The following is a 26,658-nucleotide window of genomic DNA, read 5'->3' as shown; positions in this document are numbered from 1 at the left end:
CACTGCGATGCAATACAAAACCCAAGCGGTCGCCAAGCCCTACTTCGTGGCTGCGATCGGCCTTTTCGTCGGGCAGATCATCTTCGGCCTGATCATGGGCATGCAATATGTCGTCGGGGATTTCCTCTTCCCCGAAATCCCCTTCAACGTGGCCCGCATGGTCCACACCAACCTGCTCATCGTCTGGCTGCTGTTCGGCTTCATGGGCGCGGCCTACTACATGGTCCCGGAGGAATCCGAAACCGAACTCTACAGTCCGAAACTGGCCATCGCGCTGTTCTGGATCTTCCTGCTGGCCGGTGCCGCCACCGTCCTCGGCTACCTGTTCGTGCCCTACGCCACGCTTGCCGAAATGACTGGCAACGACCTGCTGGCGACCATGGGCCGGGAATTCCTCGAACAACCTTTACCGACCAAGCTCGGCATCGTCGTCGTCGCCCTGGCCTTCCTCTTCAACATCACGATGACCGTGTTGAAGGGCCGCAAGACCGCGATCTCGACCGTACTGCTGATCGGTTTGTGGGGTTTGGCGATCTTCTTCCTGTTCTCGTTCTACAACCCGCACAATCTGGTCAAGGACAAGTACTACTGGTGGTGGGTCGTGCACCTGTGGGTCGAAGGCGTCTGGGAACTGATCCTCGGTGCGCTGCTGGCCTTCGTGCTGATCAAGGTTACCGGGGTCGACCGTGAAGTGATCGAGAAGTGGCTGTACGTGATCATCACCCTGACCCTGGTCACCGGCATCATCGGTACCGGCCACCACTACTACTGGATCGGCGCGCCCGAGTACTGGCAGTGGTGGGGTTCGATCTTCTCCGCTCTGGAACCGATTCCTTTCTTCGCCATGACCGTGTTCGCCTTCAACATGGTGAACCGCCGCCGTCGCGAGCATCCGAACAAGGCTGCCGTCCTCTGGGCGCTCGGCACCGGCGTGATGGCCTTCCTCGGCGCCGGCGTCTGGGGTTTCCTGCACACCCTGGCGCCGGTCAATTACTACACCCACGGTTCGCAGATCACCGCCGCCCACGGTCACATGGCTTTCTACGGCGCCTACGTGATGGTCGTCCTGACCCTGATCAGCTATGCCATGCCGGTGTTGCGCGGACGTGCCGCCAATTCAAACAAGGCCCAGGTGGTCGAGATGTGGAGTTTCTGGCTGATGACCATCGCCATGGTTTTCATCACCCTCTTCCTGACCGCCGCCGGCATCCTCCAGGTATGGCTGCAGCGCGTCGCCGAGGTACCGATGTCGTTCATGGCCACCCAGGATCAGGTCGCCCTGTTCTACTGGATGCGCGAATGGTCGGGCGTGGTCTTCTTCATCGGACTGGTGCTCTACATCGTCAGCTTCTTCATCAAGGGTGAAACCCGGACAGCCACCCGCTGACCGGTCACCACGACGGGCGGCCACGGCCGCCCGTCATCCGCCCCAGCAGAAGGAAACCGTCCATGAATGCACCGATACTCACCGAGTCCCATCCCTACTACGAAGCCTTCGCCGACGAAGCCGAGATCTTCGAAGCCGCCTGGAAAAACCGCCTGCCCCTGCTGATCAAGGGTCCCACCGGTTGCGGCAAGACGCGCTTCGTCGCCCACATGGCGGCACGCCTGAAGCTGCCGCTGTACACCGTCGCCTGCCACGACGACCTGACGGCCGCCGACCTGGTCGGCCGCCACCTGCTGGTCGACGGCCAGACCGTCTGGTGCGATGGCCCGCTGACCCGCGCCGTGCGCGAAGGCGGCATCTGCTACCTCGACGAAGTGGTCGAGGCGCGCAAGGACACGACAGTCGTCCTTCATCCCCTGGCCGACGACCGTCGCCTGCTGCCGATCGACCGTACCGGCGAACTGCTCGCTGCACCACCGTCGTTCATGCTGGTGGTGTCGTACAACCCCGGCTACCAGAATCTGCTCAAGGGCATGAAGCCCTCGACCCGCCAGCGTTTCGTCAGCCTGCGCTTCGATTTCCCGGCAGCCGAACGCGAGCAGCGCATCCTCGAACGCGAAGGAGGCTGCCCACCCGACCTCGCCCGCCGTCTGGTCGGCATTGCCCAGGCGCTGCGCCAACTGCAGGAACACGACCTGGAAGAGGCGGCCAGTACCCGCCTGCTCGTCTACGCCGGCCTGCTCATCGGCGGCGGCATGGACCCGGTGACCGCCTGCCGGGCGGCCATCGTCGACAGCCTGACCGACGACACGGAAGTTGCCGAAGCGCTGATGGAAGTCATCCGCGCCAGTTTCGGGCAATAAACGATGCGCATCGAACGTCCCGACCCGCTGGTCCACGCCATGCCCGGCCCACCGCTGGCCATCGCCGCCGAAGCCCTGTTCCTGATCAACCTGATGCTGCTGCCGGTCCTAGGCTTCCTGCTCCTGTGCGGGCTGTGGCACCGCCATCGCCGGCACCACGACCCGCTGGTACGCAGCCACCTGCGCCAGACCATGAGCGCCAGCCTGTGGGGCGGCGCTTTCCTGGCTGCCAGCAGCCTGGGCATCTTCGCCATCGGCGGCCTGGACAATCCGTGGTCATGGGTGATCGGCGTACTTTATTTCCTCCTCGTACACGCCCTGCTGATCCTGCTCGGCTTTCTCGGCCTGGTCCGCGCCATGAACGGTCATGACTGGCGTTACCCGGTGATCGGCCCGCACAGCCCATGAACCAGCCCATTGCCCCCACCCTGCAGCTCCGCCGTCACGGCCTGCAGTTCGCGTTTTTCATCCTGTTCGCGCTGGCGCCGGTGTTCGATCTGCTGCGCTACGACCTTTATGCCGGTCATGCCTGGCTGCTCGGCTTTGAATGGCGGCTTGGCCTGGACGACTTCCTGGCCGGCCGGATCGGTGCCGGTAGCGCCGCCATCAACGTACTGACCCGCCTGTTCCTGCCCTTGCTGGCCACTGCCGCACTGTTTCTGTGGGTGGCGCGGCGCTGGGGGCGGCTGTATTGCGGCTGGCTATGCCCGCACTTTTCGGTGGTCGAGATCATCAATTCGCTGATGCTGCGTGCCAGCGGCAAACCCAGCCTCTGGGAACGCGAAACCCTGCCGCCCTGGCATGCCGACCGCAGCCCGCGGCAGTACAGCCCGGGCTGGTGGCTGCTGGTGGTGCCTGCCGCGGTCATTTTTGCCTTCGCCTGGGCAGTCGTCTTCCTCACCTACCTGCTGCCGCCTACCGAGGTGTACGGCAACCTGTGGCAGGGTACGCTAACACGCAACCAGGCCTTGTTCATTGGTGCCTTCACCACCCTCCTCAGCCTCGAATTCCTGTTCGCCCGCCACCTGTTCTGCCGCTACGCCTGCGCCGTCGGCCTGTTTCAGTCGCTGGTCTGGATGGGCAATCGCGACGCCATGGTGGTCGGTTTCCAGCGTTCGCGCGGCAACGACTGCAACCGCTGCCTGCCGGAACGCCAGTCGGCCTGCGACATGGCCTGCCCGATGCGGCTCAACCCGCGCAACATCAAGCGTCACATGTTCACCTGCACCCAGTGCGCGCAGTGCCTCAGCGCCTGCGCGACCAGTCAGCGCGACAATCCCGGCGGCCCATTGCTGCACTGGGTCAAGGATGCCGCCGCGCGGCAGAACGAAGCCGGCTTCCGGCCGGGCAAGCAGGACAGGACGGGAGACTAGGATGGAAGAATGGGTCGGCAAGGTCTGGCATCGCTGGATCACCCGCGCCGCCGGCGGCCACCATCCACAAGCCACCGTCGAACTGAAAGCGCTGGCTCGGCCGCTGGCCATCTACTTCCGCGCGCTCGGCGGCGACCCCGGCCTGCGCGTGGCGGCAGCCACGCACGACGCCACGGGCCACCGCCGACACTGGCTGGCCCGCCTGGCCGGCAGCGACGAACGCGGCGCGCTGGCCAGGCGCGATGACGCCACCCTGCGCCTGCCGCCAACTATCGACGCCTTTGCCGAGCCGGCACTCAACCGCGACCTCTACTACTGGCTGGCCGCACTGGCCGCCAGTCACGATGCGCTGCCAGAACAGGCGCCGAGCGACCATGCGCACTTTGTGCGGCACCAGCAACAAGCCACCTGCCACGCACTCGATCGCTGGCCCGGCCTGCACCCCCGCTATCACCGACTGGTCGAGGCCTACCTGCCCTGCCGCCCTCTGCTTGCCAGCCTTCCGCCTGCCGAAGCGGCGCGCGAGGTAGCGATCCGGCAGGCCTTGCAGCAACCAGGCAGCATCGAATCCCTGCCGCCGGTGCCGGCCGGCACGCCACCGGCCCAACCGGTACTGCTCTGGCTGCACGCCGACCTGCTGGAAAAATCACCGTCCGCCCCGGCCGAATCACGCGCAACGGCACCCGGTGACGGCAGCAGCAGCCAGGATGCCGGCGACGAAGCCCATCGCGGCGAGCGGATCACGCCACCGGCGGAAAAGAACGGCCTGCTGATGTTCTTCCGCGCCGAGAGCCTGCTTTCGGTCGCCGAGTTCCTGCGCATCAACCGCAGCGTCGACGACGATCCCGATCCACACGCCGCCGACGCCGCCCGCAACCTCGAACAGTTGGCACTGGCCACACCGGATGCCGGCGAACGGATTGCCACGCGCGTCCGTTTCGACCTCGACCTGCCCTCGGCTGCCGCCGACGACCTGCCACTGGGCGAAGGCATGCCCCTGCCCGAATGGGATTACCGCAAGGGTACGCTGGTGGCCGACCATGTCCGCCTGCAGGAACTCGTTGCCCGCGAGGTGCCGGCCGGCAAACTCCCCGTCGAATTGCGGCGGACCGCCAAGCGGCTGCACCAGCAATTCGCCGCCCTGCAACCGCAGCGCCGCTGGCTCAAGGGGCAGCCCGACGGTTGCGAATTCGACCTCGACGCCATCGTGCGGGCGACCACCGATCGCGCCTGCGGCCGCCATGGCAGCGAACAGTTATTCCAGTCGATCGAACGCCGGGAACGCGACCTGGCCTGCCTGGTCCTGGCCGATCTGTCCCTGTCGACCGACGCCTATGTCTCGAGCGAGTCCCGCGTCATCGACGTCATCCGCGATACCCTGCTGCTGTTTGGCGAGGCCCTGCGCGGCACCGGCGACCGCTTCGCGATGTGCGGCTTTTCGTCGGTGAAGCGCCAGGTACGCTTTCATCGATTGAAGGATTTCGGCGAGCGCTTCGGCGACATCGCGCGCGGCCGCATCCAGGCGATCAAGCCGGGGTTCTACACCCGCATGGGCGCGGCGATACGACGTAGCAGCCAGTTGCTCGGCGACGAAACCGCCGGCCGCAAGGTGCTGATCATCCTCTCTGACGGCAAACCCAACGATCTCGATCAATACGACAGCCGCTACGGTATCGAGGACACCCGCGCCGCCATCCAGGAAGCCCGACACCAGGGCATCGTGCCGTTCTGCCTGACCATCGACCGCACCGGCAACAGCTATTTGCCCCACCTGTTCGGCGCCAGCGGCTACAGCATCATCCGCAATCCGGTTGAACTGCCGGCTCGCCTGCCGCTCTGCTACGCACAACTGACCCGCTGAAGCCAGCCAGAAAAGAAAAAGGCCCCGCACAGGGAGGTGTTTGTGCAGGGCCTGAAGACAATCGGGTCAGCGATCATCAGGGAGTCAGGTTGTGTCTGGAACAACCTGAAGCACAGTGTAGGAGGCGCGGCGGCCGGGGACAATCAGCCAAAAGAAGTACTCCGGCACGCCTGAGGGCGTAGGCCGATCAGTTGCCGATTGAATTTCAGGGGGATTTGCTGGATCCGTGGAGCGGATCAATGGCGCGCCCGGAGGGACTCGAACCCCCGACCTATTGCTTAGAAGGCAATTGCTCTATCCAGTTGAGCTACGGGCGCAGGAGGTGTCACGACAGTGCCACCGGCAAGGAAATGGTCGGGGCGGTGGGATTCGAACTCACGACCCTCTGCTCCCAAAGCAGATGCGCTACCAGACTGCGCTACGCCCCGACGAAGGTGCGCATTGTATCAGCGCCAATCGCCGCACGCCAGCACCATGCGGGATTACGAGGGGTTAGCACATTGTCACATTGCGCTGCAGCATGCCTTTTCCTTGCCTGGGTGCCGGCTTTCTGATATTTAATCGCTTTTTTGGTCAATGGAAGCGTCCACAAAATGGCAGAAGACTTGCTCCACAAACATTTCGCCCCTTACCAGCCGAAGGCGGGTGAGGAGTACATGAGCAACAAGCAGCTCGCCCATTTCCGGAAGATTCTGGAAACGCTCAAGCAGGAGCTGAGTGAGGATATCGACCGCACGGTACACACCATGCAGGACGAGGCGACCGTGTTTGCCGACCCGAACGACCGGGCCAGCCAGGAAACGGACATCGCCATCGAACTGCGCAACCGTGACCGCGAACGCAAGCTGATCAAGAAGATCGACGAAACCCTGGGCCGCATCGAAGCCGGCGACTATGGCTTCTGCGACAAGTGCGGCGTGGAAATCGGCATCAAGCGCCTGGAAGCCCGCCCGACGGCGACGCTGTGCATCGACTGCAAAACGCTGGACGAACTCAAGGAAAAGCAAATGGCGAAGTAATCGTCAATTGCTTTCAGCGCAGACTTACCTTCAGGTTAGTCGCAGCTAAAAGCAAATGGCGAAGTAATTGCCACAGACTTACCGAACAACCGCTTCGCGAAAGCAGGCGGATAAAAAAAGGGCACCTCGCGGTGCCCTTTCTGCTTTTGCGTAATCGCCGGATTACTGCTGTTGCTGCTGTTCCTGCTGGGCAGCGCCCTCTTCCTCAGCAACTGCCTTCATCGACAGCTTGACGCGGCCGCGGTCGTCGGTTTCGAGAACCTTGACGCGCACAACCTGGCCTTCCTTGACGTAGTCCTCGACCTTGTTGACGCGCTCCTTGGCGATCTGCGAGATGTGCAGCAGGCCGTCCTTGCCCGGCAGGACCGAAACGATCGCACCGAAGTCGAGGATCTTGAGCACGGTGCCTTCGTAGATCTTGCCGATCTCGACTTCGGCGGTGATCGCGTCGATCTTGGCACGCGCCAGGGCAGCAGCTTCGCCCGAGGTGGCGGCGATGGTGATCGTGCCGTCGTCCTGGATGTCGATGGTGGTGCCGGTTTCTTCGGTCAGCGCACGGATGACGGCGCCGCCCTTGCCGATCACGTCGCGGATCTTTTCCGGATTGATCTTGAAGGTGTACAGACGCGGCGCGTAGGCCGACATCTCTTCACGCGGGCCGGCAGCGGCTTCCTGCATCAGGTTGAGGATATGCAGACGGGCTTCCTGAGCTTGCGCCAGGGCAACCTGCATGATTTCCTTGGTGATGCCCTGAATCTTGATGTCCATCTGCAGCGCGGTGATGCCGGTGGTGGTGCCGGCCACCTTGAAGTCCATGTCGCCGAGGTGATCTTCGTCGCCCAGGATGTCGGTGAGGACGGCAAAGCGGTTACCTTCCTTGATCAGGCCCATGGCGATACCGGCAACGTGCGCCTTGAGCGGTACGCCGGCGTCCATCAGTGCCAGGCAGCCGCCGCAGACCGAGGCCATCGACGAGGAGCCGTTCGATTCGGTGATTTCGGAAACCACGCGCATCGAGTAGGAGAAGTCTTCCGGCTTCGGCAGCACGGCCAGCAGAGCGCGCTTGGCCAGACGGCCGTGACCGATTTCACGACGCTTCGGCGTACCGACGCGACCGCATTCGCCGGTGGCGTACGGAGGCATGTTGTAGTGCAGCATGAAGCGGTCGCGGTATTCGCCGGACAGCGCGTCGATGATCTGCTCGTCGCGGTTGGTACCGAGCGTGGCCACAGCCAGCGCCTGGGTTTCACCACGGGTGAACAGGGCCGAACCGTGGGTGCGCGGCAGGACGCCGGAACGCATGGTGATCGGGCGCACGGTACGGGTATTGCGACCGTCGATACGCGGTTGACCGGAGAGGATGCGACCACGGACGATGCCGGCTTCGAGTTCGAAGAACAGGTTGCCGACGGTGTTGGCATCCGGTGCACCTTCTTCGCCGGTGCACAAGGTGGCAACGGCTTCGGCGGAGATTTCCTTGACACGCTGGCTACGGGCCTGCTTGGAGGTGATGCTGTAGGCTTCTTCCAGCTTGGCACCGACCAGATCCTTCAGGCGGGCAACCAGGGCTTCGTCCTTGGCCGGCGCTTGCCAGTCCCATTCCGGCTTGCCGGCTTCCTCGACCAGTTCGTTGATGGCGTTGATCGCCTTCTGCATTTCGTTGTGGCCGAACACGACGGCGCCGAGCATGACTTCTTCCGACAGCTGATCGGCTTCGGATTCGACCATCAGCACGGCGGATTCGGTACCGGCAACGACCAGGTCAAGCTGGCTGTCCTTGAGCTGGGACAGCGTCGGGCAAAGCACGTACTGGCCGTTGATGTAACCGACGCGGGCAGCGCCGATCGGGCCGGCGAACGGGATACCGGAGATGGCCAGGGCGGCGGAAGCACCGATCATCGCCGGGATGTCGGAATCGACTTCCGGATTCAGCGAGATGACGGTGGCGACGATCTGGACTTCATTGTAGAAACCATCCGGGAACAGCGGACGGATCGGACGGTCGATCAGGCGGCAGGTCAGGGTTTCCTTTTCCGAAGGACGGCCTTCGCGCTTGAAGAAACCACCGGGGATACGGCCGGCAGCGTAAACTTTTTCCTGATAATCGACGGTCAGCGGAAAGAAATCCTGACCGGGCTTGGCATTCTTGGCACCGACAACGGTCACCAGGACGACGGTCTCTTCCATCGAGACGACGACGGCACCGCCGGCCTGGCGGGCGATTTCGCCGGTTTCCAGGGTGACCTGGTGTTCGCCGTAGGCGAAGGTCTTTTTCACGACATTAAACATTGACTTCCTTTCACTCTCATCACATTAAACAACGCAACAATAACAACAACTTAACTAACAACAAAGAACAATGAGACAACTAAAAACAAAAAAGCGGCCGGGAGTTTTCCGGGCCGCTTTTCGTGGCTACGCCGTGCTGCTTACTTGCGCAGGCCCAGCTTCGTGATCAGCGTGCGATAACGCTCGACATCCTTGCCCTTCAGGTAGTCCAGCAGCTTGCGGCGCTGCGAGACGAGGTGCAGCAGGCCACGACGCGAGTGGTGATCCTTGCTGTGCTCCTTGAAGTGCGGCTGCAGGTCGTTGATGCGGGCGGTCAGCAGAGCGACCTGGACTTCCGGAGAACCGGTGTCGCCCTTGGACTGTGCGTATTCGGCGACGATGCTCGCCTTCTGTTCGGTGGTAACGGCCATTTCAAAACCCTCTTTCATTAAAACGACGCAGCCCCGGTTTGATAGAGCGAACGCCAATTGGAAAATTTTTCCGGACAGGATCGGAAAGCGGCGGATTGTACCAGCTTACGGCGCCAGTTGCACCAGTCTTTTTGGCCACAGGCGTTGGCCTGCTCCGGGCTCGCCGACGCCGATCAGGCGGTCTCCGGCATAGACCCGAATCTTGCCGCTCAGACCGTCCGGCAGGTCGACCGGATTACCGTGGCTGAAGCGCTGTTCGGCATCACCGCTGAGATCGACGCGGGGCAGGCTCTGCAGCAGCGCATCGACCGGGCGCAGGCAAGCGACGCGCGCCTCCTCCTCGATGCTGTCGATCTGCGCCAGCGTCATGGCGCCATCGAGCACCAGATCGCCGACCCGTGTCCGCCGCAAGGCAGTCAGATGCGCGCCGCAACCCAGCGCGGCACCGATGTCCTGGGCCAGCACGCGAATGTAGGTACCCTTGCTGCAACTGACCGACAGACGCAGGCGGGTACCGGTGAATTCCAGCAGTTCGATGGCGTGAATGGTCACCGGCCGGGCCTCGCGGTCGACGGTGATGCCCTGCCGGGCGAGTTCGTAGAGCGGCCGGCCGTCACGCTTCAGCGCCGAATGCATGGGCGGCACCTGCAGGATGTCGCCGGTGAACTGCGGCAACACCCGGGCGATGTCGGCGGGCGTGACATTGACCTCGGCGGTCGCCGTGACCACGCCTTCGGCGTCACCGGAATCGGTACTGACTCCGAGTTGGAGCTCGGCTTCGTAAGTCTTGTCGGCATCGAGCAGATCGGCGGAAAACTTGGTCGCCTCGCCGAAACAAAGGGGCAGCAGGCCGGTGGCCAGCGGGTCGAGCGTACCGGTATGCCCGCCTTTGGCGGCCGAGAACAGGCGTCGCGCCTTTTGCAGGGCATCGTTGGAACTCATGCCCTGCGCCTTGTCGAGCAGCAATACGCCATCGACCTGCTTCCAGGTTTTCCTGACCCTCGGCTCCATGCTGGGCCTAGTCTTCCGGCGTCTGGTCGCTGAGCGCGTTGGCCTGCTGGATCAGCGCCGTCATGCTGGCACCGTATTCCAGTGAGCTGTCGTAGATGAAATGCAGTTCCGGCAAAGTGTGAATATGGATACGCCGCCCCAGCTCACGCCGCAGGAAACCGGCGGCACGCTTCAAGCCCTGCTCGATCTCGGGCAGGTGCTCGACATTGAGCGTGGTGAAGAAAACCTTGGCATGCGCATAATCCGGCGTCAGTTCGACGGCGGTCAGACTGATCATGCCGACACGCGGATCCTTCAGTTCGCTGCGGATCAGGTCGGCCAGATCGCGGCGCACCTGCTCCGCGACCCGGTCTCCCCGTTGAAAGCCTCTTGCCTGCTTCTTCATTACAGCGAGCGCGCCACTTCCTGGATTTCGTACACTTCGAGCTGATCGCCTTCCTGGATGTCGTTGTTACCACGCAGCGACAGACCGCACTCGAAGTTGGAACGGACTTCCTTGACGTCGTCCTTGAAGCGCTTGAGCGAATCCAACTCGCCGTCCCACTGAACCACGTTGTTGCGCAGCAGGCGGACGCGCGAATTGCGCTTGACGATGCCTTCGAGCACGTAACAACCGGCAATGGCACCGACCTTGGAGACGTGGAAGACCTGGCGGATTTCGACCATACCGGTGATCTGCTCGCGCTTCTCCGGCGACAGCATGCCGGACAGTGCCGCCTTGACCTCGTCGACCGCGTCGTAGATCACGTTGTAGTAACGGATATCGACGCCGAAGTTCTCGGCCAGCTTGCGCGAACCGGCATCGGCACGGATGTTGAAGCCGATGATGACGGCACCCGAGGCTTGCGCCAGGTTGACGTCGGATTCGCTGATCGCACCGACCGCGCCGTGGATGATCTGGACGCGGACTTCCTCGTTGGACAGCTTGGACAGGGTCTGCACCAGGGCTTCCTGGGAACCTTGCACGTCGGCCTTGACGATCAGCGGCAGAGTCTTGACCTGGCCCTCTTCCATCTGCTGGAACATGTTTTCCAGCTTGGCGGCCTGTTGCTTGGCCAGCTTGACGTCGCGGAACTTGCCCTGACGGAACAAGGCGATTTCGCGTGCCTTCTTTTCGTCGGCCAGCACAATGGCTTCTTCGCCGGCTGCCGGAACGTCCGACAGACCGAGGATCTCGACCGGAATCGACGGGCCGGCTTCGTTGATGGCCTTGCCGTTCTCGTCGAGCATGGCGCGGACACGGCCGAAGACCTGACCGGCCAGCACGATGTCGCCGCGCTTGAGGGTGCCGGACTGAACCAGCATGGTGGCCACCGCACCGCGCCCCTTGTCGAGACGGGCTTCGATGATCAGCCCCTTGGCCGGCGCATCCTTCTGCGCGGTCAGTTCGAGCACTTCGGCCTGCAGCAGGATCTGTTCGAGCAGTTCGTCGATGCCGGTACCCTTCTTGGCCGACACCGGGCAGAACGGCGAATCGCCGCCGTACTCTTCCGGAATGACGCCTTCGGCAACCAGCTCCTGCTTGACGCGGTCCGGATTGGCGTCCGGCTTGTCGATCTTGTTGACCGCGACCACCAGCGGCACGCCGGCCGCCTTGGCATGGTGGATCGCTTCCTTGGTCTGCGGCATCACCCCGTCGTCGGCCGCGACGACCAGGACGACGATGTCGGTCGCCTTGGCACCGCGCGCACGCATCGCCGTGAAGGCCTCGTGACCCGGCGTGTCGAGGAAGGTGATCATGCCGCGTTCGGTTTCGACGTGGTAGGCACCGATGTGCTGGGTAATGCCGCCGGCTTCGCCGGAAGCCACCTTGGCACGACGGATGTAGTCGAGCAGCGAGGTCTTGCCATGGTCGACGTGCCCCATGACGGTCACCACCGGGGCACGCGGCACCAGCGGCACGTCCTTGTGTTCCGCGCTTTCCTCGAGGAAGGCATCGGGATCGTCGAGTTTGGCGGCAACCGCCTTGTGACCCATTTCCTCGACGACGATCATTGCCGTTTCCTGGTCGAGCACCTGGTTGATGGTGACCATCGAGCCCATCTTCATCATCGTCTTGATGACTTCGGTCGCCTTCACGGCCATCTTGTGGGCCAGATCGGAAACGGAAATGGTTTCGGGAATGTGCACTTCGCGAGTGATCGGCTCGGTCGGCGCCTGGAAGCTGCCCTGACCGTCATCCGACTTGCCGTGCGACTTCTTGTGACCGTGGCGACCATCCTTCCAGCCGCTGCCGATATCGGCGCCGCGGGTCTTGAGACCGCCCTTCTTCTTGCCGTCATCGGCAGCGCGTCCGCCCTTCTCGCCCTTCTTGGCGGCGCCCGGTGCGTCCGGCTTCTTGTGCAGCGTACCCTTCTCGCCTTCGCCGCTGCGTGCCTGGGCAGCAGCCTGCTGCTTGGCCTGCTCGGCAGCCTTGGCGGCGGCAGCGGCCGCTTCGGCCTGCTGGCGCATCGCAACCAGATTGGCTTCGCGAGCCTGCTTCTCCTTGAGCTCGCGCTCCTGGATTTCGCGCAGGCGATTGAAGCGCCGTGCTTCCTCTTCGCGGGCCTTGAGTTCCTTCTCGCCAATGATGCTGGCGCGGTCGATGGTGCGGCGAACCGGTGCGGCTTCGGTCGTTTCGACGGCAGCCGCCTCGACGATTTCGGGCTCCGGTTCCGGCTCTGGCATGGGCTCGGGTTCCGGTTCCGGCTGAATTTCGACGACCGGCTCCGGGACCGTCTCGACCACCGGCTCGGGAATCGGTTCCGGCTGGACCTCCGGCAGGGTGTCGACGACTTCCGGCTCTTCCGGGGCCTCGGCAGCTTCCGGGTGCAGCTCGTGGACATCGCGCTTGACCAGGACGCGCTTCTTGCGCACTTCGACCTGGACGGTACGGGCACGACCATGGGAGTCGGTGGCCTTGATCTCCGAGGTCTGCTTGCGCGTCAGGGTGATCTTGTTCTTGGGCTCGGCCTCGCCGTGCGAACGGCGCAGATAGTCGAGCAGACTGGTCTTGTCCTGATCGGTCAGCGTATCGCTGCCACCGGACTTGCCGACACCGGCGCGGCCGAGTTGCTCGAGCAGCGACTCGACCGGCATTTTGAGTTCAACGGCAAATTGTGAAACGGTTGTTGCGGACATACTTACTACCTCCCTGCTCACTCGAACCAGTGAGCGCGTGCCTTGAGAATGATTTCCTTGGCACGCTCTTCTTCAATGCCGGTCATTTCCGTCAGTTCATCAACCGCCAGCTCGGCGAGATCGTCGCGCGTCCTGACGTCATGTTCGGCGAGTTTTGCCGCCAGTTCCTTGGTCATGCCTTCCAGACCAATCAGGTCTTCGGCAACGTTTTCCAACTTTTCCTCGGTGGCGATGGCTTCCGTCAGGAGCACGTTGCGCGCACGATTGCGCAGCTCGTTGACGATGTCTTCGTCCAGCCCGTCGATTTCCAGCATTTCGGCGAGCGGCACGTAGGCGACTTCTTCCAGCGTCGAGAAACCCTCTTCGATCAGCAGATCGGCCAGTTCCTCGTCGATGTCCAGCTTTTCCATGAACATGACGCGGGTGACGGCGTATTCGGCTTCGGCCTTCTTGGCCGACTCGTCCTGGGTCATCAGGTTGATGGTCCAGCCGGTCAGTTCGGAGGCCAGGCGGACATTCTGGCCGCTGCGACCGATGGCGATGGCCAGGTTGTCCTCGTCGACAACGACATCCATGGCGTGCTTTTCCTCATCGACGACGATCGAGGTCACTTCGGCCGGCGACAGCGCGCCGATCACGAACTGCGCCGGATCGGCCGACCACAGGACGATGTCGATGTTTTCGCCGCCGATCTCGTTGCGCACGGCGGTGACGCGCGAGCCACGCAGGCCGACGCAGGTGCCGATCGGATCGATACGCGGATCGTTCGACTTGACGGCGATCTTGGCACGCATGCCGGGGTCGCGGGCACAGGCCTTCAACTCCATCAGACCGTCTTCGATTTCCGGCACTTCCAGTTCGAACAGCTTGATCACGAATTCGGGCGCGGTACGCGACAGGATGATCTGCGGGCCACGGGCACCGCGATCGATGCGCAGCAGGTAGGCGCGAACGCGGTCGCCAACACGCAGGTTTTCCTTCGGGATCATCTGGTCGCGCGGCAGCACGGCTTCGATCTTGCCGGCCTCGATGATGGCATTGCCGCGCTCCATGCGCTTGATCGTACCGAAGACGACGTGTTCCTTGCGATCAAGGAAATCAGCCAGGATCTGCTCACGCTCGGCGTCGCGAATCTTTTGCAGGATGACCTGCTTGGCGGCCTGGGCACCGATACGACCGAAGTCGATCGGCTCCAGCGGTTCCTCAAGATAATCGCCGGGTTCGATTTCGGGATCGTCCTTGACGGCATCCGACAGCGGAATCTGGTGGTATTCGTTGACGTACTCGCTGTCAGGCACCACCAGCCAGCGACGGAAGGAATCGTAACTACCGGTGGCACGGTCGATGACGACACGGACCTCGGCTTCGTCGTGGATACGCTTCTTGGTCGCGGATGCAAGCGCCAGCTCAAGGGCACCGAAGACGATTTCCTTGTTGACGTTCTTTTCGCGGGCCAGTGCATCGACCAGCAGCAACAGTTCACGGCTCATGGGCTAAAACCTCCAGGTACTTCAGTCGAATTTCGGCACCAGGCGTGCCTTTTCGATATTGTTGAATTCGAGTTCCACGTCTTCCTTTTCCAGGCGAAGACCCACCTTGCCGGCTTCGCAGCCGAGCAGTTGCCCCTGGAAGTTGCGGCGATTGTTGTGCGGAATACGCAGCTTGATCTGAATATCCTGACCGGCGAAACGCGCGAAATCAGCTTCCTTCTTGACGACGCGATCCAGACCGGGCGACGAGATTTCGAGGCGGTCGAAATCGATGTTTTCGACTTCGAACAGGCGCGTCAACTGGTTGGAAACCTTGGCGCAATCCTCGACATCGACCCCCTTCTCCTTTTCCGGGGCATCGATGAAGACGCGGATGGTCCTGCCGCGCGGCGACATTTCGATGTCGACAAGCTCATAACCCAGACCGGTTACCGTCGTTTCAAGCAGCGAATTCAAATCCATAGGCACAAATAAAAAATGGGCGAAACGCCCACCTCAGAAAAATAAGATGCCCGCCAAAAACAGCGGGAGGAACAAACCCGTGAATTATAACGAGTTTATTCCTTCCTCACAATCGCCAGCACGCTGACGACAAGCTCGATCAGGCCTGCTTCGGCTTTTCCGAGCGTGCCAGCTCGCGCATCAACAGCTTGACCTCGTTCTCGTCGAGCTCGCGGCATCGGCCGCGCTTGAGCTGCGGCGGCAGCGTGAACGGACCGTAACGAACACGGATCAGCCGGCTGACCGTACAACCGACGGCTTCGAACATGCGCCGGACTTCGCGGTTGCGCCCTTCGAACAGGCTGACCCGGTACCACTTGTTGGCCCCCTCGCCGCCGGCATCGACCAGGCTGGAAAAACTGGCCGGGCCGTCTTCGAGCTGGACGCCGTCGAGCAACTGCTGCTGGGCTTCCATGGTCAGTTCGCCGAGCACGCGCACGGCGTATTCCCGGACCAGCTCGGAGCTCGGGTGCATCAGCTTGTTGGCCAGTTCGCCGGAGGTGGTGAACAGCAACAGGCCCGAGGTATTGAAGTCGAGACGACCGACGTTGATCCAGCGCCCGCCGCGCATGCGCGGCAGCGCGGCGAAGACCGACGGGCGGCCATCGGGATCGTCGCGCGAGACGATCTCGCCCTCCGGCTTGTGGTACATCAGCACGCGTGGCGGGCGCGAACTGCTGCCGGTGAAGCGGATGTTGATCAGGCGTCCGCCGATCTTGACCTTGTCGGTCGGAATCACCGACTGGCCGATGGTGGCGACGACGCCATTGACGCTGACCTTGCCGGCGGCGATCCACTCTTCCATCTCGCGCCGCGAACCGACGCCGGCCTGGGCGAGGATCTTCTGCAGACGTTCCGGCTTGGCCGCCGCGAGTGGCCGCCCGTCACGCGCGATGGCGCCACGATTGGCCCGCCCACCGGTGTTCGGTGCCGGCTTGCGCCGCGGCGCCGGTTTGGCTGACGGTTCCTGCATTTCATCAGCTTCACCGGACGGCGGCGCAATGAATTCGCGGGGCGGCGGCGTGGCACGACCGGCACCGCGACGCGGACGCTGGCCGACGGCGGGGGCCTCGGCCGGGGCGCGGAAAGGCGTGCGTTTATTGGTTTTCATGATTCAGCTCCAGTGTCTGGCTGATTTGTTCAAGCGGCGGCAGTTCGCTGACGCTGCGCAGGCCCAGATCATCGAGAAATTGCTTGGTCGTGGCAAACAGCGCCGGCCGACCAGGGGTGTCGCGGTGGCCGACGACGTCGATCCAGCCACGTTCTTCAAGGGTTTTGACGACATTCGAATTGACCGCGACGCCGCGGATTTCCTCGATGTCGCCACGGGTTACCGGTTGACGATAGGCGATGATGGCCAGGGTTTCCAGCACCGCCCGGGAATAACGAGGCGGCTTTTCCGGATTCAGCCGCTCCAGGTAAGGCAGATACTCGGCCCGCGTACGGAAACGCCAGCCCGAGGCGAGCTGGATCAGTTCGGCCGGCCGCTCAGCCCAGTCTTCACGGATCTGGTCGAGCAGCTTGCGCAGCGTATCGGAAGACAGTTCTTCGTCGAACATCTTCTTCATGTCGTGCGTGGACATCGGCTCGTGCGTCGCGAGCAATGCCGCCTCAAGAATCTTCTTGACCTGACTCGGTTCCATCTTCCTCTTCCATGACCGGTTCCGGCTCGCCGTCGCGCAGATTGACGTAAATCGGCGCAAAGGCTTCGGTCTGCGTGATGCGGATCAGCTTTTCGCGGCCCAGTTCGAGCATGGCGATGAAATGCACGACCAGCCCGGGCGGCCCCATGGCCGGATCGAACAGGGTCTCGAACTGGACGAAACCGCCCCTTTCCTGCAGATGGCGAAGAATGATGCCCATGTGCTCGCGCACCGACAACTCTTCGCGGCTGATCTTGTGGTTGCGCTTGAGCACCGCCTGGCGCACCACGTTCATCCAGGCTTCCTTGATGTCCTCGACCGAAACCTCCGGCTGCCGAATGAGCAGTGACTTCTCGACCAGGGTCTCGACCCAGAAGAACTCGCGCTCGGCCTGCGGCATTTCGTTGAGCTTCTGGCCGGCAAGCTTCATCTGCTCGTATTCCATCAGGCGGCGGACCAGTTCGGCGCGCGGGTCCTCGACCTCGCCATCGTCGCCGATCTTCGGCCGTGGCAGCAGCATGCGCGACTTGATCTCGATCAGCATCGCCGCCATCACCAGGTACTCGGCCGCCAGCTCCAGGTTCTGCGCCTGCATGTTCTCGATGTAGTCGAGATACTGGCGGGTCAGCGGCGCCATCGGAATGTCGAGGATGTCGACGTTGGCCTTGCGGATCAGGTAGAGCAGCAGGTCGAGCGGGCCTTCGAAGGCGTCGAGCATGATCGCCAGCGCATCCGGCGGGATGTACAGATCCTGCGGCATGGCCTCCATCGGCTCGCCGTAGATGCGCGCCACCGGTTCGAACAGCGGCGGCGGCAGATCGACCGCAAGATTCATGCGTCGACCGCCGGACGGCGGAAGCGGAACGACGCAGCGGACATCAGTGGTATTCCAGACCCATCGACTCGCGCACGTCGCGCATCGTCTCGCGCGCCAGCTCGCGTGCCTTCTCGCAACCGTCGGCGATGATGTTCTTGACCAGCACCGGATCGTCGAGATACAGCTGGGCACGCTCGCGCATCGGCGCCTGTTCCTTGAGGATGCCTTCGATCACCGGCTGCTTGCAGTCGATGCAGCCGATACCGGCGGTGCGGCAGCCCTGCTCCAGCGTCGCCCGCGTGGCTTCGTCGGTGTACACCTGGTGCAGTTGCCACACCGGGCAACGCGCCGGATCGCCCGGATCGGTGCGACGCACGCGATTGGTATCGGTCGGCATGCTCTTGACCTTCTTGGCGACCGAATCTTCCGATTCGCGCATGGTGATGGTGTTGGCGTAGGACTTGGACATCTTCTGCCCGTCCAGGCCAGGCATGCGCGACGCAGCGGTAAGCAATGCCCCAGGCTCGGCAAGGATCATCTTGCCGGTACCTTCGAGGTAGCCGAACAGGCGTTCGCGGTCGGCCACCGACAGGTGCTGGATTTCGTCGAGCACGGCATGCGCCTGTTCGAGCGCTTCGCGCTGACCTTCCTGCTGGTAGCGGGTACGCAGTTCCTCATACAGGCGGGCGCGCTTGCTGCCGAGTTTCTTGACCGCCTCGCGGGCCTTGTCCTCGAAACCGGGTTCGCGGCCGTAGAGGTGGTTGAAGCGGCGGGCAATTTCGCGCGAGAACTCGATGTGCGGTACCTGATCCTCGCCGACCGGCACCTTGTCGGCGCGGTAGATGAGGATGTCGGCCGCCTGCAGCAGCGGGTAACCGAGGAAGCCGTAGGTCGACAGATCCTTGTTCGACAGCTTTTCCTGCTGATCCTTGTAGGTCGGCACGCGCTCCAGCCAGCCGAGCGGCGTCATCATCGACAGCAGCAGGTGCAGTTCGGCATGTTCGGGCACGCGCGACTGGATGAACAGGGTCGCCTGGTTCGGGTCCACACCGGCCGCCAGCCAGTCGATGACCATGTCCCAGGTTGCCTTCTCGATGTTCTGGGGATTGTCGTACTGGGTCGTCAGGGCGTGCCAGTCGGCAACGAAGAACAGACAGGGATATTCCTGCTGCAGTTCAACCCAGTTCTTGAGGACGCCGTGGTAATGGCCGAGATGCAGCGCCCCGGTGGGACGCATGCCGGAAAGGACACGTTCTGCGTACATAGCTGTTTGTCGTTTAATAAAGACCGAAAATGGTTTCGATGGCGCGCGCCGAGAAAAGCACCAGCGGGCTCATGATGTCGCTGAGGATACCGGTGAACAGCAGGACCAGCAAAATCGGGAAGCCCCACGGCTCGATGCGCGAGAACTGCCAGGCCAGACGGTGCGGCAACAGGCTGACGGCGATGCGCCCGCCGTCAAGCGGCGGCAAGGGTAAAAGGTTGAGCACCATGAGCACGCAATTGATGATGATGCCGATCTTGCTCATCTCGGACAGTGGCACGGTGAAATCGGTGCTGGGCATTTCCCAGGCCAGCTTGAGCATGAAGGCCCAGCACAGTGCCATGAACAGGTTGGCGGCCGGCCCGGCAGCGGCAACCCAGAGCATGTCGCGCTTGGGATTACGCAGACGGCTGAAGTCGACCGGCACCGGCTTGGCGTAACCGAACAGGAAATTGCCGGCCGAAAACAGCAGGATGGCCAGCGGGATCAGGATGGTACCGACCGGATCGATGTGGCGCAGCGGATTCAGGCTGATCCGCCCCAGCTGCCAGGCGGTCGGGTCGCCGAAATGGCGGGCCGCGTAACCGTGCGCCGCTTCGTGCAGGGTGATCGCGAAGATCACCGGCAACGCAGCGATGGCGATGGTCTGGATCAGGGCGTTGATGTCGAGCATGTTCAGTCGAATCCGAACGGGGCAAGCGGGCCGCGACCGGCGCGAACCAGTTCGGGTACCGAACCGGTCAGGTCGATGACGGTGGTCGGTTCGATACCGCAGGTACCGGCATCGAGGATCAGTTCGAGCTGGTCGTCGAGACGGTCGAGAATTTCCCAGCCGTCGGTCAGCGGACTGTCGTCGCCCGGCAACTGCAGCGTCGTCGTCAGCAGGGGTTCCTGCAACTCTTCCAGCAAGGCCAGGGCAACCGGATGATCCGGCACACGCACGCCGATGGTCTTGCGCTTGGGGTGCATGACCCGGCGCGGCAATTCCTTGCTGCCTTCGAGGATGAAGGTATAGCTACCCGGCGTTGCCGCCTTGAGCAAGCGGTACTGGGCGTTGTCGACGCGTGCGAAATGGGCGATCTCGGAGAGGTCGCGAACCATCAGCGTCAGATGGTGACGTTCGTCCATCTGGCGGATCAGGCGGATGCGATCGAGCGCTTCCTTGTCGCCGAGATGACAAGCGAGGGCGTAACAGGAATCCGTCGGCAAGGCGACGATGGCGCCCTTGCGGATGAAGTCGGCCGCCTGGGCAAGCAGGCGCTGCTGCGGGGAATCGGGATGGATATTGACGACGCGGGCCATGGTTTCAATCTATCAGGCGCCAGACCGGCTTGAGGTCCGGCGGCAGCGGCGCGGCCCGACCGAGGTCGACGTAACTCTCGTCCGGCCCGTGGAAATCCGAGCCGCGCGAGGCATGAAAAGCGTAATGCCGGGCCAGCCGGGCGAAATGCAGCAGGTGGTCGGGCGAATGGCTGCCACTGGCCACCTCGATCGCCTGCCCGCCCAGATCCTTGAACTCGTCGAGGAACTTGCGCATGTCGCCACCGGACATCTTGTAGCGCCCGGGATGAGCCACCACGGCGACACCGCCGGCAGCGTGAATCCAGCCCAGCGCATCGGCCAGGGAAGCCCAGCGGTGGTCGACATAGCCGGGCTTGCCGGGTGCCAGGTAATACTGGAACACGCCGGGAATATCCCGGGCGATGCCGATGGAGACGAGATAGCGGGCGAAATGGGCGCGCGAGATCAGGTTCGGATTGGTCACGTAGCCCATGGCCCCTTCGAAGACGCCATGAATGCCGATGGCGTCAAGCGCCTCGCCCATCCGCCGGGCGCGCTCGAGACGACCGCTACGCAGCGCTTCGAGGCCGCCAACCAGGACCGGATTGGCCGGATCGAAGCCAAGACCCACGATATGGATCGGCGTTTCCCGCCACTCGATGGAAATTTCCACCCCGGGAACGAAGCGCATCCCGGCTTCTGCCGCCGCTTCCGCCGCCGGCGCCAAGCCGCCAATGTCGTCGTGATCGGTCAAGGCCCAGAAATCGACACCGTTATCCGCCGCCCGGCGCGCCACCACCGCCGGCGGCAACAAACCGTCGGACACGGACGAATGGCAATGAAAATCGAAATTGGCTGGGTTCACGGATGGCAAGACACGGGCAAACGCGGAGTTTAGCACGAAGGCCGCCCCTCACCGAGACGCCTTGTGCGGCGCAACATATTGATTGGACAGCCACGACCGGATATAGTGCGAGCCATCCTGTGGGAGAGCGCAGATTCGTCTGCCGCCGAAGGCGCAATTTCACCCGAAAACGCTCAGGCAAAAGGACCACAAGATGAGGCCAGGCGGCATGCGCATTGGCTGCGAGACACGAAGACAAGCCGAAGACAGTGCGAATAGCACGACGAGGCGCAGTCGACACCGTATCGCTGGCAATGCGCATGTCGCCCCCTGAAACTCTGGAGAGCGGCGTAGACAGCGCCCACCGATGGGGCAAATCTCTCAGGTATCGAGGACAGAGGGGTGAAACGCAAAACGCGAGTTTTACGTTTCACCCCTTTTCTGTTTCCAGAATCGACGTTAACAAACGTCAGTAAAGGATTGATATGCTGAAGCAAACGGTCTTGAATGCCGCCCATCGCGCACTCGGCGCCCGGATGGTCGATTTCGGCGGCTGGGACATGCCGGTCAACTACGGTTCGCAGATCGAGGAGCACCACGCGGTGCGCAAGGACTGCGGCATGTTCGACGTCTCGCACATGTGCCCGGTCGATCTGGTCGGCGCCGATTGCCGCCCCTTCCTCTCGCGCCTGGTTGCCAACGACGTCGCCAAGCTGACCGTTTCCGGCAAGGCGCTCTACGCCGCCATGCTCAACGAGGCCGGCGGCGTCATCGATGACCTGATCATTTATTTCCTCACCGACACGCGCTTCCGCGTCGTCGTCAACGCCGGCACCGCCGACAAGGATCTGGCCTGGATGCAGGCCAAGGCCGCCGAGTGGAAGATGGAGGTGACCATCACCCAGCGCCGCGACGGTGCTGACAATCTGGGCATCATCGCCGTCCAGGGCCCGAACGCGCGCGCCAAGGTGTGGCAGGTGCTGCCGCAAGTGAAGGCCGCGAGCGAAGGCCTGAAACCCTTCTTCGCCGCCGAAGTCGATCAGTATTTCATCGCCAGCACCGGTTACACCGGCGAAGACGGCTACGAAATCATGCTGCCGGCCGGCGAAGCCGAAGCCGTGTGGAACGCCCTGAAGGATGCCGGCGTCGCGCCTTGCGGCCTGGGCGCCCGCGACACGCTGCGCCTGGAAGCCGGCATGAATCTCTACGGCCAGGACATGGACGAGACGGTGTCGCCGCTCGACGCCGGCCTGGCCTGGACCGTCGCCATGAAAGACGCGCGCGATTTCGTCGGCCGCGCCGCACTGGCTGCCAACGGCCAGCAGAAACAGTTCCTCGGCCTGATCCTGCTCGACAAGGGCGTGCTGCGCGGCCACCAGAAGGTCGTCACCGCCCACGGTGATGGCGAAATTACTTCCGGCACCTTCTCGCCGACACTGCAGCAGTCCATCGCGCTGGCCCGCCTGCCGCTTGGCGTCGCCATCGGCGATCAAGTCGAGGTCGACATCCGCGGCAAACTGCTCAAGGCCAAGGTCACCAAACCCGTATTCGCCCGCAACGGCAAAGCTGTCATCTAATTCACCCCACTCTGGAGAAAACCATGTCCAACGTCCCGTCCAACCTCAAGTACGCCGCCTCCCACGAGTGGGTCCTGAAGAACGCCGATGGCACCGTCACCGTCGGTATTTCCGACCACGCGCAGGAAGCGCTGGGTGACCTGGTCTTCGTCGAACTGCCGGAAGTCGGCGCCCATTACGATGCCGAGAAGGAAATCGCCGTGGTCGAGTCGGTCAAGGCCGCCGCCGACGTGTACGCGCCGATCGCCGGCACCGTCACCGAAGTCAACCAGGCCGCCGTCGATGCGCCGGAGTCGGTCAATGCCGACGCCTACGCCGCCTGGCTGTTCAAGATGACCCCGGACAACATCGCCGATGTCGACGCCCTGCTCGACGCCGCCGCCTACCAGGCTGTCGCCGACGCCGCCTGATCCCGGCCCGCCGTTTTTCCTCCACCAGCCCGGTCGACCGTAACCGGCCGGGCTGTTCCGCTGCATAGCCCCCGCGAGAACCAATCCACATGAAGACCCTGCCCTTGAGCGCCCTGGAGCAGCACGACGAGTTCATCGACCGTCACATCGGCCCCTGCACCACTGAAATGACCGAGATGCTGGCCACCATCGGTGCCGCCAGCCTCGACCAGCTGATCGACCAGACCGTCCCGGCCGCCATCCGCCTGCCGGCCGACCTGCCGCTGCCGGCCCCGCGCCGCGAACACGAGGCACTCGCTGACCTGAAGGCGATCGCCAGCAAGAACGTGATCCAGAAGTCGTGCATTGGCATGGGCTACTACGACACGCTGACGCCCAAGGTGATCCTGCGCAACGTCATGGAAAACCCCGGCTGGTACACCGCCTACACGCCCTACCAGGCCGAAATCGCCCAGGGCCGCCTGGAAGCGCTGATGAACTTCCAGCAGATGGTCGTCGACCTGACCGGGCTGGAAATCGCCAACGCCTCGCTGCTCGACGAAGCCACCGCCGCCGCCGAAGCCATGACGATGGCCCGCCGCGTTTCCAAGTCGAAGTCGAACCGCTTCCTGGTCGACGCCGCCTGCTTCCCGCAGACCATCGACGTGGTCAAGACGCGCGCCGCCTACTTCGGCTTCGAACTGGTGATCGCTGCGGTCGACACGGTAAAAGACGAAGAATTCTTCGGCGCCCTGCTCCAGTACCCGAACGACAACGGTGAAGTGCGCGACCTCAGCGCGATCATCGCCGGCCTCAAGGCACGCGGCACCACGGTCGCCGTCGCCGCCGACCTGATGGCGCTGGTGCTGCTCAAGTCGCCGGGCGCCATGGGCGCCGACATCGCCCTCGGTTCGAGCCAGCGCTTCGGTATCCCGATGGGCTTCGGTGGCCCGCACGCCGCCTTCTTCGCCACCCGCGAAGCCTTCGTCCGCTCGATGCCGGGCCGCATCATCGGCGTTTCCAAGGACGCACGCGGCAAGACTGCCTACCGCATGACGCTGCAGACGCGCGAACAGCACATCCGCCGCGAGAAGGCCAATTCCAACATCTGCACCTCGCAGGTACTGCTCGCCAACATGGCCGGCATGTACGCCGTTTACCACGGCCCGCAAGGCCTGAAGACGATCGCCACGCGCATCCACCGGCTGACCGCGATCCTCGCCGAAGGCCTCAAGCGCGCCGGCGTCAAGCTGCTCACCGGGCAGTTCTTCGACACCGTCCATATCGACCTCGGCGCCCGCGCCGAGAGCATCCATCAGGCGGCTGTCGCCGCCGGCTACAACCTGCGCCGCGTCTCGGCCGGCGTCCTCGGCGTCTCCTTCGACGAAACGACGACGCGCAACGATGTTGCCGAACTGTTCAAGCTGATCACCCAGGTCACGCTCGACATGGAAACCTTCGACGCTCAGCTCGCCGCCGCCGACCCGGCGCTGCCGGCCGCCCTGCTGCGCGATGACGCGATCCTCGCGCACCCGGTGTTCAACACGCACCACACCGAGCACGAGATGCTGCGCTACCTGAAGTCGCTGCAGAACAAGGACCTGGCGCTCGACCATTCGATGATTTCGCTCGGCTCGTGCACGATGAAGCTGAACGCGACCAGCGAAATGATCCCGGTCACCTGGCCGGAATTCGGCGGCATCCACCCGTTCGCCCCGCGCGAGCAAGTCGCCGGCTACCACGAGATGATCGCCGGCCTGACCGAATGGCTGAAGACGGTGACCGGCTTCGACGCCATCTGCATGCAGCCGAACTCCGGCGCCCAGGGCGAATACGCCGGCCTGGTGGCGATTGCCCGCTACCACGCCAGCCGTGGCGAAGCGCACCGCAAGGTCTGCCTGATCCCGAAATCGGCGCACGGCACCAACCCGGCCACCGCCCAGATGTGCAACATGCAGGTCGTCGTCGTCGATTGCGACGACAACGGCAACGTCGATGTCGCCGACCTCAAGGCCAAGGCTGAGGAACACAAGGACGACCTGGCCTGCCTGATGATCACCTACCCGTCGACGCACGGCGTGTTCGAGGAAGCGGTTCGCGAGATCTGCGCCATCGTCCATGCCAACGGCGGCCAGGTATACATGGACGGCGCCAACCTCAACGCCCAGGTCGGCCTGACCTCGCCCGGCTTCATCGGCGCCGACGTCAGCCACATGAACCTGCACAAGACCTTCGCCATCCCGCACGGCGGCGGCGGACCGGGCATGGGCCCGATCGGCCTGAAGGCCCACCTCGCACCGTTCATGGCCAACCACGCGGTCGCCGCCATCGACGGTCCGCACGGCGGCCAGGGCGCGGTCTCGGCGGCGCCCTTCGGTTCGGCGTCGATCCTGACCATTTCCTGGATGTACCTGGCGATGCTCGGCGGCGCCGGCGTCAAGAAGGCGACCCAGGTCGCCATCCTCAACGCCAACTACATCGCCACCAAGCTCAAGGACCACTACCCGGTGCTCTACGTCGGCAAGAACGGCCGCGTCGCGCACGAGTGCATCCTCGACATCCGCCCGATCAAGGCCGCCACCGGCATCGCCGAGATCGACATCGCCAAGCGCCTGATGGACTACGGTTTCCACGCACCGACGGTGTCCTTCCCGGTCGCCGGCACGATCATGGTCGAGCCGACGGAATCGGAATCGAAGGCTGAACTGGACCGCTTCATCGAAGCCATGGTCAGCATCCGCGAAGAAATCCGCCAGATCGAGAACGGCGTGTGGACGGCCGACAACAATCCGTTGAAGAACGCCCCGCACTCCCAGGCCGACGTCATCGACGCCGACTGGCTGCATCCGTACAGCCGCCAGCAAGCCGTCTTCCCGCTGCCCTGGGTGGCCGCCAACAAGTTCTGGCCGAGCGTCAACCGCATCGACGATGTGTATGGCGACCGCAACCTGAACTGTGCCTGTCCGCCGCTTTCGGCCTACGAGGACTGATGGTCGATTTCTCGGCAATCGCCAGATGGCCCAACGTCCCCGACTGTTTCGAGTGGCTTTCGCTCGACCGGCGCGGGGACTGGCGATTGCAGGGAGAACGGGTGACGCACCGCGGCCTGGTCGAGTTCATGAACCGGCAGTATGGTTCGGACGAGGCCGGCCGCTGGTTCGTCCAGAACGGCCCGCAGCGGGTCTATGTCGATCTTGCCTGCACACCGTGGGTTTTTCGCCGCGACGGTGAAGGTTTCGTCAGCCACACCGGGGCGTCGGCCGGCGAAGTTCGCGCTGTGCTGCTCGACGACGAAGGCAGCTTCCTGATCGAAGCCGAACTCGGTATCGGTCTGCTTGACGACCGTGACCTGGCCGCCTGTCTGGCCGAATGCTCACCTGACGACGAAACCAGCCTGCTCGCCTTCCTGCGTGATGCTGCTCCGCCGGTACGCTGGCGCGACCTGCCACTGACACGCATTGCTGCGGCCGAACTGGCCGCGCGCTACCGTTTCGTCGCTCAGCCGCGCGGCTGAAGCCG

The 26,658-nt window shown here is 63.4% G+C and carries 24 protein-coding genes, 2 tRNA genes and 2 riboswitches; of the genes, 10 read left to right on the top strand and 16 right to left on the bottom strand.

Annotation, left to right across the window (positions count from 1 at the left end; genetic code table 11):
- The first annotated feature begins 7 nt into the window (after positions 1-7).
- From Q0799_RS01345 to Q0799_RS01325, 5 genes are all read left to right on the top strand, one after another.
- Positions 8-1,387 carry a cbb3-type cytochrome c oxidase subunit I gene (locus Q0799_RS01345; protein ID WP_298393367.1) on the top strand — a complete coding sequence of 460 codons (1,380 nt, stop codon included), beginning with the start codon at positions 8-10 and terminating at the stop codon, positions 1,385-1,387.
- Between the two features lie 62 nt (positions 1,388-1,449).
- A complete protein-coding gene (locus Q0799_RS01340; RefSeq protein ID WP_298393365.1) occupies positions 1,450-2,250 on the top strand; it encodes a CbbQ/NirQ/NorQ/GpvN family protein in 801 nt (266 codons plus the stop codon).
- Positions 2,251-2,253: 3 nt separating this feature from the next.
- Positions 2,254-2,658, top strand: coding sequence for a hypothetical protein (locus Q0799_RS01335; protein ID WP_298393363.1), 405 nt, complete (start codon positions 2,254-2,256; stop codon positions 2,656-2,658).
- A complete protein-coding gene (locus Q0799_RS01330) occupies positions 2,655-3,623 on the top strand; it encodes a 4Fe-4S binding protein (RefSeq protein WP_298393361.1) in 969 nt (322 codons plus the stop codon). Before Q0799_RS01335 ends, Q0799_RS01330 begins: the two co-directional genes overlap by 4 nt.
- A 1-nt stretch (position 3,624) precedes the next feature.
- Complete coding sequence (locus tag Q0799_RS01325; protein ID WP_298393359.1) at positions 3,625-5,484, top strand: VWA domain-containing protein; 1,860 nt, start codon at positions 3,625-3,627, stop codon at positions 5,482-5,484.
- A 240-nt stretch (positions 5,485-5,724) separates the two neighbouring features.
- On the opposite strand, the gene Q0799_RS01320 is transcribed toward Q0799_RS01325, so the two are convergent.
- Positions 5,725-5,801: transfer RNA gene (locus tag Q0799_RS01320), tRNA-Arg, on the bottom strand.
- 34 nt (positions 5,802-5,835) lie between these two features.
- Positions 5,836-5,912, bottom strand: a tRNA-Pro gene (locus Q0799_RS01315).
- A 165-nt stretch (positions 5,913-6,077) separates the two neighbouring features.
- On the opposite strand from Q0799_RS01315, the gene dksA reads away from it, so the two are divergent.
- Entirely contained in the window at positions 6,078-6,503 is a 426-nt protein-coding gene (gene dksA / locus Q0799_RS01310; RefSeq protein ID WP_298393357.1) for an RNA polymerase-binding protein DksA, read from the top strand.
- 162 nt (positions 6,504-6,665) lie between these two features.
- On the opposite strand, the gene pnp is transcribed toward dksA, so the two are convergent.
- The 14 genes from pnp to Q0799_RS01240 form a co-directional block, all read right to left on the bottom strand.
- Positions 6,666-8,792 carry a polyribonucleotide nucleotidyltransferase gene (gene pnp, locus Q0799_RS01305; protein WP_298393355.1) on the bottom strand — a complete coding sequence of 709 codons (2,127 nt, stop codon included), beginning with the start codon at positions 8,790-8,792 and terminating at the stop codon, positions 6,666-6,668.
- Positions 8,793-8,932: 140 nt separating this feature from the next.
- Positions 8,933-9,202: a 30S ribosomal protein S15 gene (gene rpsO, locus Q0799_RS01300; RefSeq protein ID WP_028995750.1), complete on the bottom strand. Its 270-nt coding sequence runs from the start codon at positions 9,200-9,202 to the stop codon at positions 8,933-8,935.
- A gap of 105 nt (positions 9,203-9,307) precedes the next feature.
- Positions 9,308-10,213: a tRNA pseudouridine(55) synthase TruB gene (gene truB, locus Q0799_RS01295; protein WP_298393352.1), complete on the bottom strand. Its 906-nt coding sequence runs from the start codon at positions 10,211-10,213 to the stop codon at positions 9,308-9,310.
- A 7-nt stretch (positions 10,214-10,220) separates the two neighbouring features.
- Positions 10,221-10,598, bottom strand: coding sequence for a 30S ribosome-binding factor RbfA (gene rbfA / locus Q0799_RS01290; protein ID WP_298393350.1), 378 nt, complete (start codon positions 10,596-10,598; stop codon positions 10,221-10,223).
- On the bottom strand, positions 10,598-13,333 hold the full coding sequence (gene infB / locus Q0799_RS01285) for a translation initiation factor IF-2 (RefSeq protein WP_298393348.1): 2,736 nt from the start codon (positions 13,331-13,333) through the stop codon (positions 10,598-10,600). The genes rbfA and infB overlap by 1 nt, the downstream gene beginning before the upstream one ends.
- Before the next feature lie 17 nt (positions 13,334-13,350).
- A complete protein-coding gene (nusA, locus tag Q0799_RS01280; protein WP_298393346.1) occupies positions 13,351-14,823 on the bottom strand; it encodes a transcription termination factor NusA in 1,473 nt (490 codons plus the stop codon).
- Positions 14,824-14,844: 21 nt separating this feature from the next.
- Positions 14,845-15,285, bottom strand: a complete 441-nt coding sequence (gene rimP / locus Q0799_RS01275) for a ribosome maturation factor RimP (protein ID WP_298393344.1) — start codon at positions 15,283-15,285, stop codon at positions 14,845-14,847.
- Between the two features lie 139 nt (positions 15,286-15,424).
- The gene (gene rluB / locus Q0799_RS01270; RefSeq protein WP_298393342.1) at positions 15,425-16,435 is read right to left on the bottom strand and encodes a 23S rRNA pseudouridine(2605) synthase RluB; all 1,011 of its coding nucleotides are present in this window, start codon (positions 16,433-16,435) and stop codon (positions 15,425-15,427) included.
- Complete coding sequence (gene scpB, locus Q0799_RS01265) at positions 16,422-16,967, bottom strand: SMC-Scp complex subunit ScpB (protein ID WP_028995756.1); 546 nt, start codon at positions 16,965-16,967, stop codon at positions 16,422-16,424. The genes rluB and scpB overlap by 14 nt, the downstream gene beginning before the upstream one ends.
- Complete coding sequence (locus Q0799_RS01260; protein WP_298393338.1) at positions 16,936-17,802, bottom strand: ScpA family protein; 867 nt, start codon at positions 17,800-17,802, stop codon at positions 16,936-16,938. The genes scpB and Q0799_RS01260 overlap by 32 nt, the downstream gene beginning before the upstream one ends.
- A 43-nt stretch (positions 17,803-17,845) precedes the next feature.
- Positions 17,846-19,048: a tryptophan--tRNA ligase gene (locus Q0799_RS01255; RefSeq protein ID WP_281985143.1), complete on the bottom strand. Its 1,203-nt coding sequence runs from the start codon at positions 19,046-19,048 to the stop codon at positions 17,846-17,848.
- Positions 19,049-19,061: 13 nt separating this feature from the next.
- Positions 19,062-19,712 carry a site-2 protease family protein gene (locus Q0799_RS01250; RefSeq protein ID WP_298393564.1) on the bottom strand — a complete coding sequence of 217 codons (651 nt, stop codon included), beginning with the start codon at positions 19,710-19,712 and terminating at the stop codon, positions 19,062-19,064.
- An 11-nt stretch (positions 19,713-19,723) separates the two neighbouring features.
- Positions 19,724-20,350 carry an L-threonylcarbamoyladenylate synthase gene (locus Q0799_RS01245; RefSeq protein WP_298393333.1) on the bottom strand — a complete coding sequence of 209 codons (627 nt, stop codon included), beginning with the start codon at positions 20,348-20,350 and terminating at the stop codon, positions 19,724-19,726.
- A 4-nt stretch (positions 20,351-20,354) separates the two neighbouring features.
- Entirely contained in the window at positions 20,355-21,194 is an 840-nt protein-coding gene (locus Q0799_RS01240) for a 3',5'-nucleoside bisphosphate phosphatase (protein ID WP_298393331.1), read from the bottom strand.
- A gap of 110 nt (positions 21,195-21,304) precedes the next feature.
- Positions 21,305-21,393, top strand: a riboswitch (glycine riboswitch).
- Positions 21,394-21,501: 108 nt separating this feature from the next.
- Positions 21,502-21,581, top strand: a riboswitch (glycine riboswitch).
- Positions 21,582-21,658: 77 nt separating this feature from the next.
- On the opposite strand from Q0799_RS01240, the gene gcvT reads away from it, so the two are divergent.
- From gcvT to Q0799_RS01220, 4 genes are all read left to right on the top strand, one after another.
- Positions 21,659-22,750, top strand: a complete 1,092-nt coding sequence (gene gcvT / locus Q0799_RS01235) for a glycine cleavage system aminomethyltransferase GcvT (RefSeq protein ID WP_298393329.1) — start codon at positions 21,659-21,661, stop codon at positions 22,748-22,750.
- Between the two features lie 23 nt (positions 22,751-22,773).
- Positions 22,774-23,160 carry a glycine cleavage system protein GcvH gene (gene gcvH / locus Q0799_RS01230; RefSeq protein WP_121459540.1) on the top strand — a complete coding sequence of 129 codons (387 nt, stop codon included), beginning with the start codon at positions 22,774-22,776 and terminating at the stop codon, positions 23,158-23,160.
- 89 nt (positions 23,161-23,249) lie between these two features.
- Positions 23,250-26,129, top strand: coding sequence for an aminomethyl-transferring glycine dehydrogenase (gene gcvP / locus Q0799_RS01225; RefSeq protein WP_028995763.1), 2,880 nt, complete (start codon positions 23,250-23,252; stop codon positions 26,127-26,129).
- The gene (locus Q0799_RS01220) at positions 26,129-26,653 is read left to right on the top strand and encodes a DUF2946 family protein (RefSeq protein ID WP_298393325.1); all 525 of its coding nucleotides are present in this window, start codon (positions 26,129-26,131) and stop codon (positions 26,651-26,653) included. The genes gcvP and Q0799_RS01220 overlap by 1 nt, the downstream gene beginning before the upstream one ends.
- Positions 26,654-26,658 lie beyond the last annotated feature (5 nt).

Source organism: uncultured Azonexus sp. (assembly GCF_937982035.1).
Taxonomy (GTDB): Bacteria; Pseudomonadota; Gammaproteobacteria; order Burkholderiales; family Rhodocyclaceae; genus Azonexus.
Note: the sequence above shows the minus strand (reverse complement) of the source record. Positions and strands in the feature narration are given on the sequence as shown.

Excerpts from the sequence above, each read along its gene's own strand:
- Q0799_RS01345 (WP_298393367.1), top strand. The coding sequence starts at position 8 with ATGCAATACAAAACCCAAGCGGTCGCCAAGCCCTACTTCGTGGCTGCG.
- Q0799_RS01340 (WP_298393365.1), top strand. The coding sequence starts at position 1,450 with ATGAATGCACCGATACTCACCGAGTCCCATCCCTACTACGAAGCCTTC.
- Q0799_RS01335 (WP_298393363.1), top strand. The coding sequence starts at position 2,254 with ATGCGCATCGAACGTCCCGACCCGCTGGTCCACGCCATGCCCGGCCCA.
- Q0799_RS01330 (WP_298393361.1), top strand. The coding sequence starts at position 2,655 with ATGAACCAGCCCATTGCCCCCACCCTGCAGCTCCGCCGTCACGGCCTG.
- Q0799_RS01325 (WP_298393359.1), top strand. The coding sequence starts at position 3,625 with ATGGAAGAATGGGTCGGCAAGGTCTGGCATCGCTGGATCACCCGCGCC.
- dksA (WP_298393357.1), top strand. The coding sequence starts at position 6,078 with ATGGCAGAAGACTTGCTCCACAAACATTTCGCCCCTTACCAGCCGAAG.
- pnp (WP_298393355.1), bottom strand. The coding sequence starts at position 8,792 with ATGTTTAATGTCGTGAAAAAGACCTTCGCCTACGGCGAACACCAGGTC.
- rpsO (WP_028995750.1), bottom strand. The coding sequence starts at position 9,202 with ATGGCCGTTACCACCGAACAGAAGGCGAGCATCGTCGCCGAATACGCA.
- truB (WP_298393352.1), bottom strand. The coding sequence starts at position 10,213 with ATGGAGCCGAGGGTCAGGAAAACCTGGAAGCAGGTCGATGGCGTATTG.
- rbfA (WP_298393350.1), bottom strand. The coding sequence starts at position 10,598 with ATGAAGAAGCAGGCAAGAGGCTTTCAACGGGGAGACCGGGTCGCGGAG.
- infB (WP_298393348.1), bottom strand. The coding sequence starts at position 13,333 with ATGTCCGCAACAACCGTTTCACAATTTGCCGTTGAACTCAAAATGCCG.
- nusA (WP_298393346.1), bottom strand. The coding sequence starts at position 14,823 with ATGAGCCGTGAACTGTTGCTGCTGGTCGATGCACTGGCCCGCGAAAAG.
- rimP (WP_298393344.1), bottom strand. The coding sequence starts at position 15,285 with ATGGATTTGAATTCGCTGCTTGAAACGACGGTAACCGGTCTGGGTTAT.
- rluB (WP_298393342.1), bottom strand. The coding sequence starts at position 16,435 with ATGAAAACCAATAAACGCACGCCTTTCCGCGCCCCGGCCGAGGCCCCC.
- scpB (WP_028995756.1), bottom strand. The coding sequence starts at position 16,967 with ATGGAACCGAGTCAGGTCAAGAAGATTCTTGAGGCGGCATTGCTCGCG.
- Q0799_RS01260 (WP_298393338.1), bottom strand. The coding sequence starts at position 17,802 with ATGAATCTTGCGGTCGATCTGCCGCCGCCGCTGTTCGAACCGGTGGCG.
- Q0799_RS01255 (WP_281985143.1), bottom strand. The coding sequence starts at position 19,048 with ATGTACGCAGAACGTGTCCTTTCCGGCATGCGTCCCACCGGGGCGCTG.
- Q0799_RS01245 (WP_298393333.1), bottom strand. The coding sequence starts at position 20,350 with ATGGCCCGCGTCGTCAATATCCATCCCGATTCCCCGCAGCAGCGCCTG.
- gcvT (WP_298393329.1), top strand. The coding sequence starts at position 21,659 with ATGCTGAAGCAAACGGTCTTGAATGCCGCCCATCGCGCACTCGGCGCC.
- gcvH (WP_121459540.1), top strand. The coding sequence starts at position 22,774 with ATGTCCAACGTCCCGTCCAACCTCAAGTACGCCGCCTCCCACGAGTGG.
- gcvP (WP_028995763.1), top strand. The coding sequence starts at position 23,250 with ATGAAGACCCTGCCCTTGAGCGCCCTGGAGCAGCACGACGAGTTCATC.
- Q0799_RS01220 (WP_298393325.1), top strand. The coding sequence starts at position 26,129 with ATGGTCGATTTCTCGGCAATCGCCAGATGGCCCAACGTCCCCGACTGT.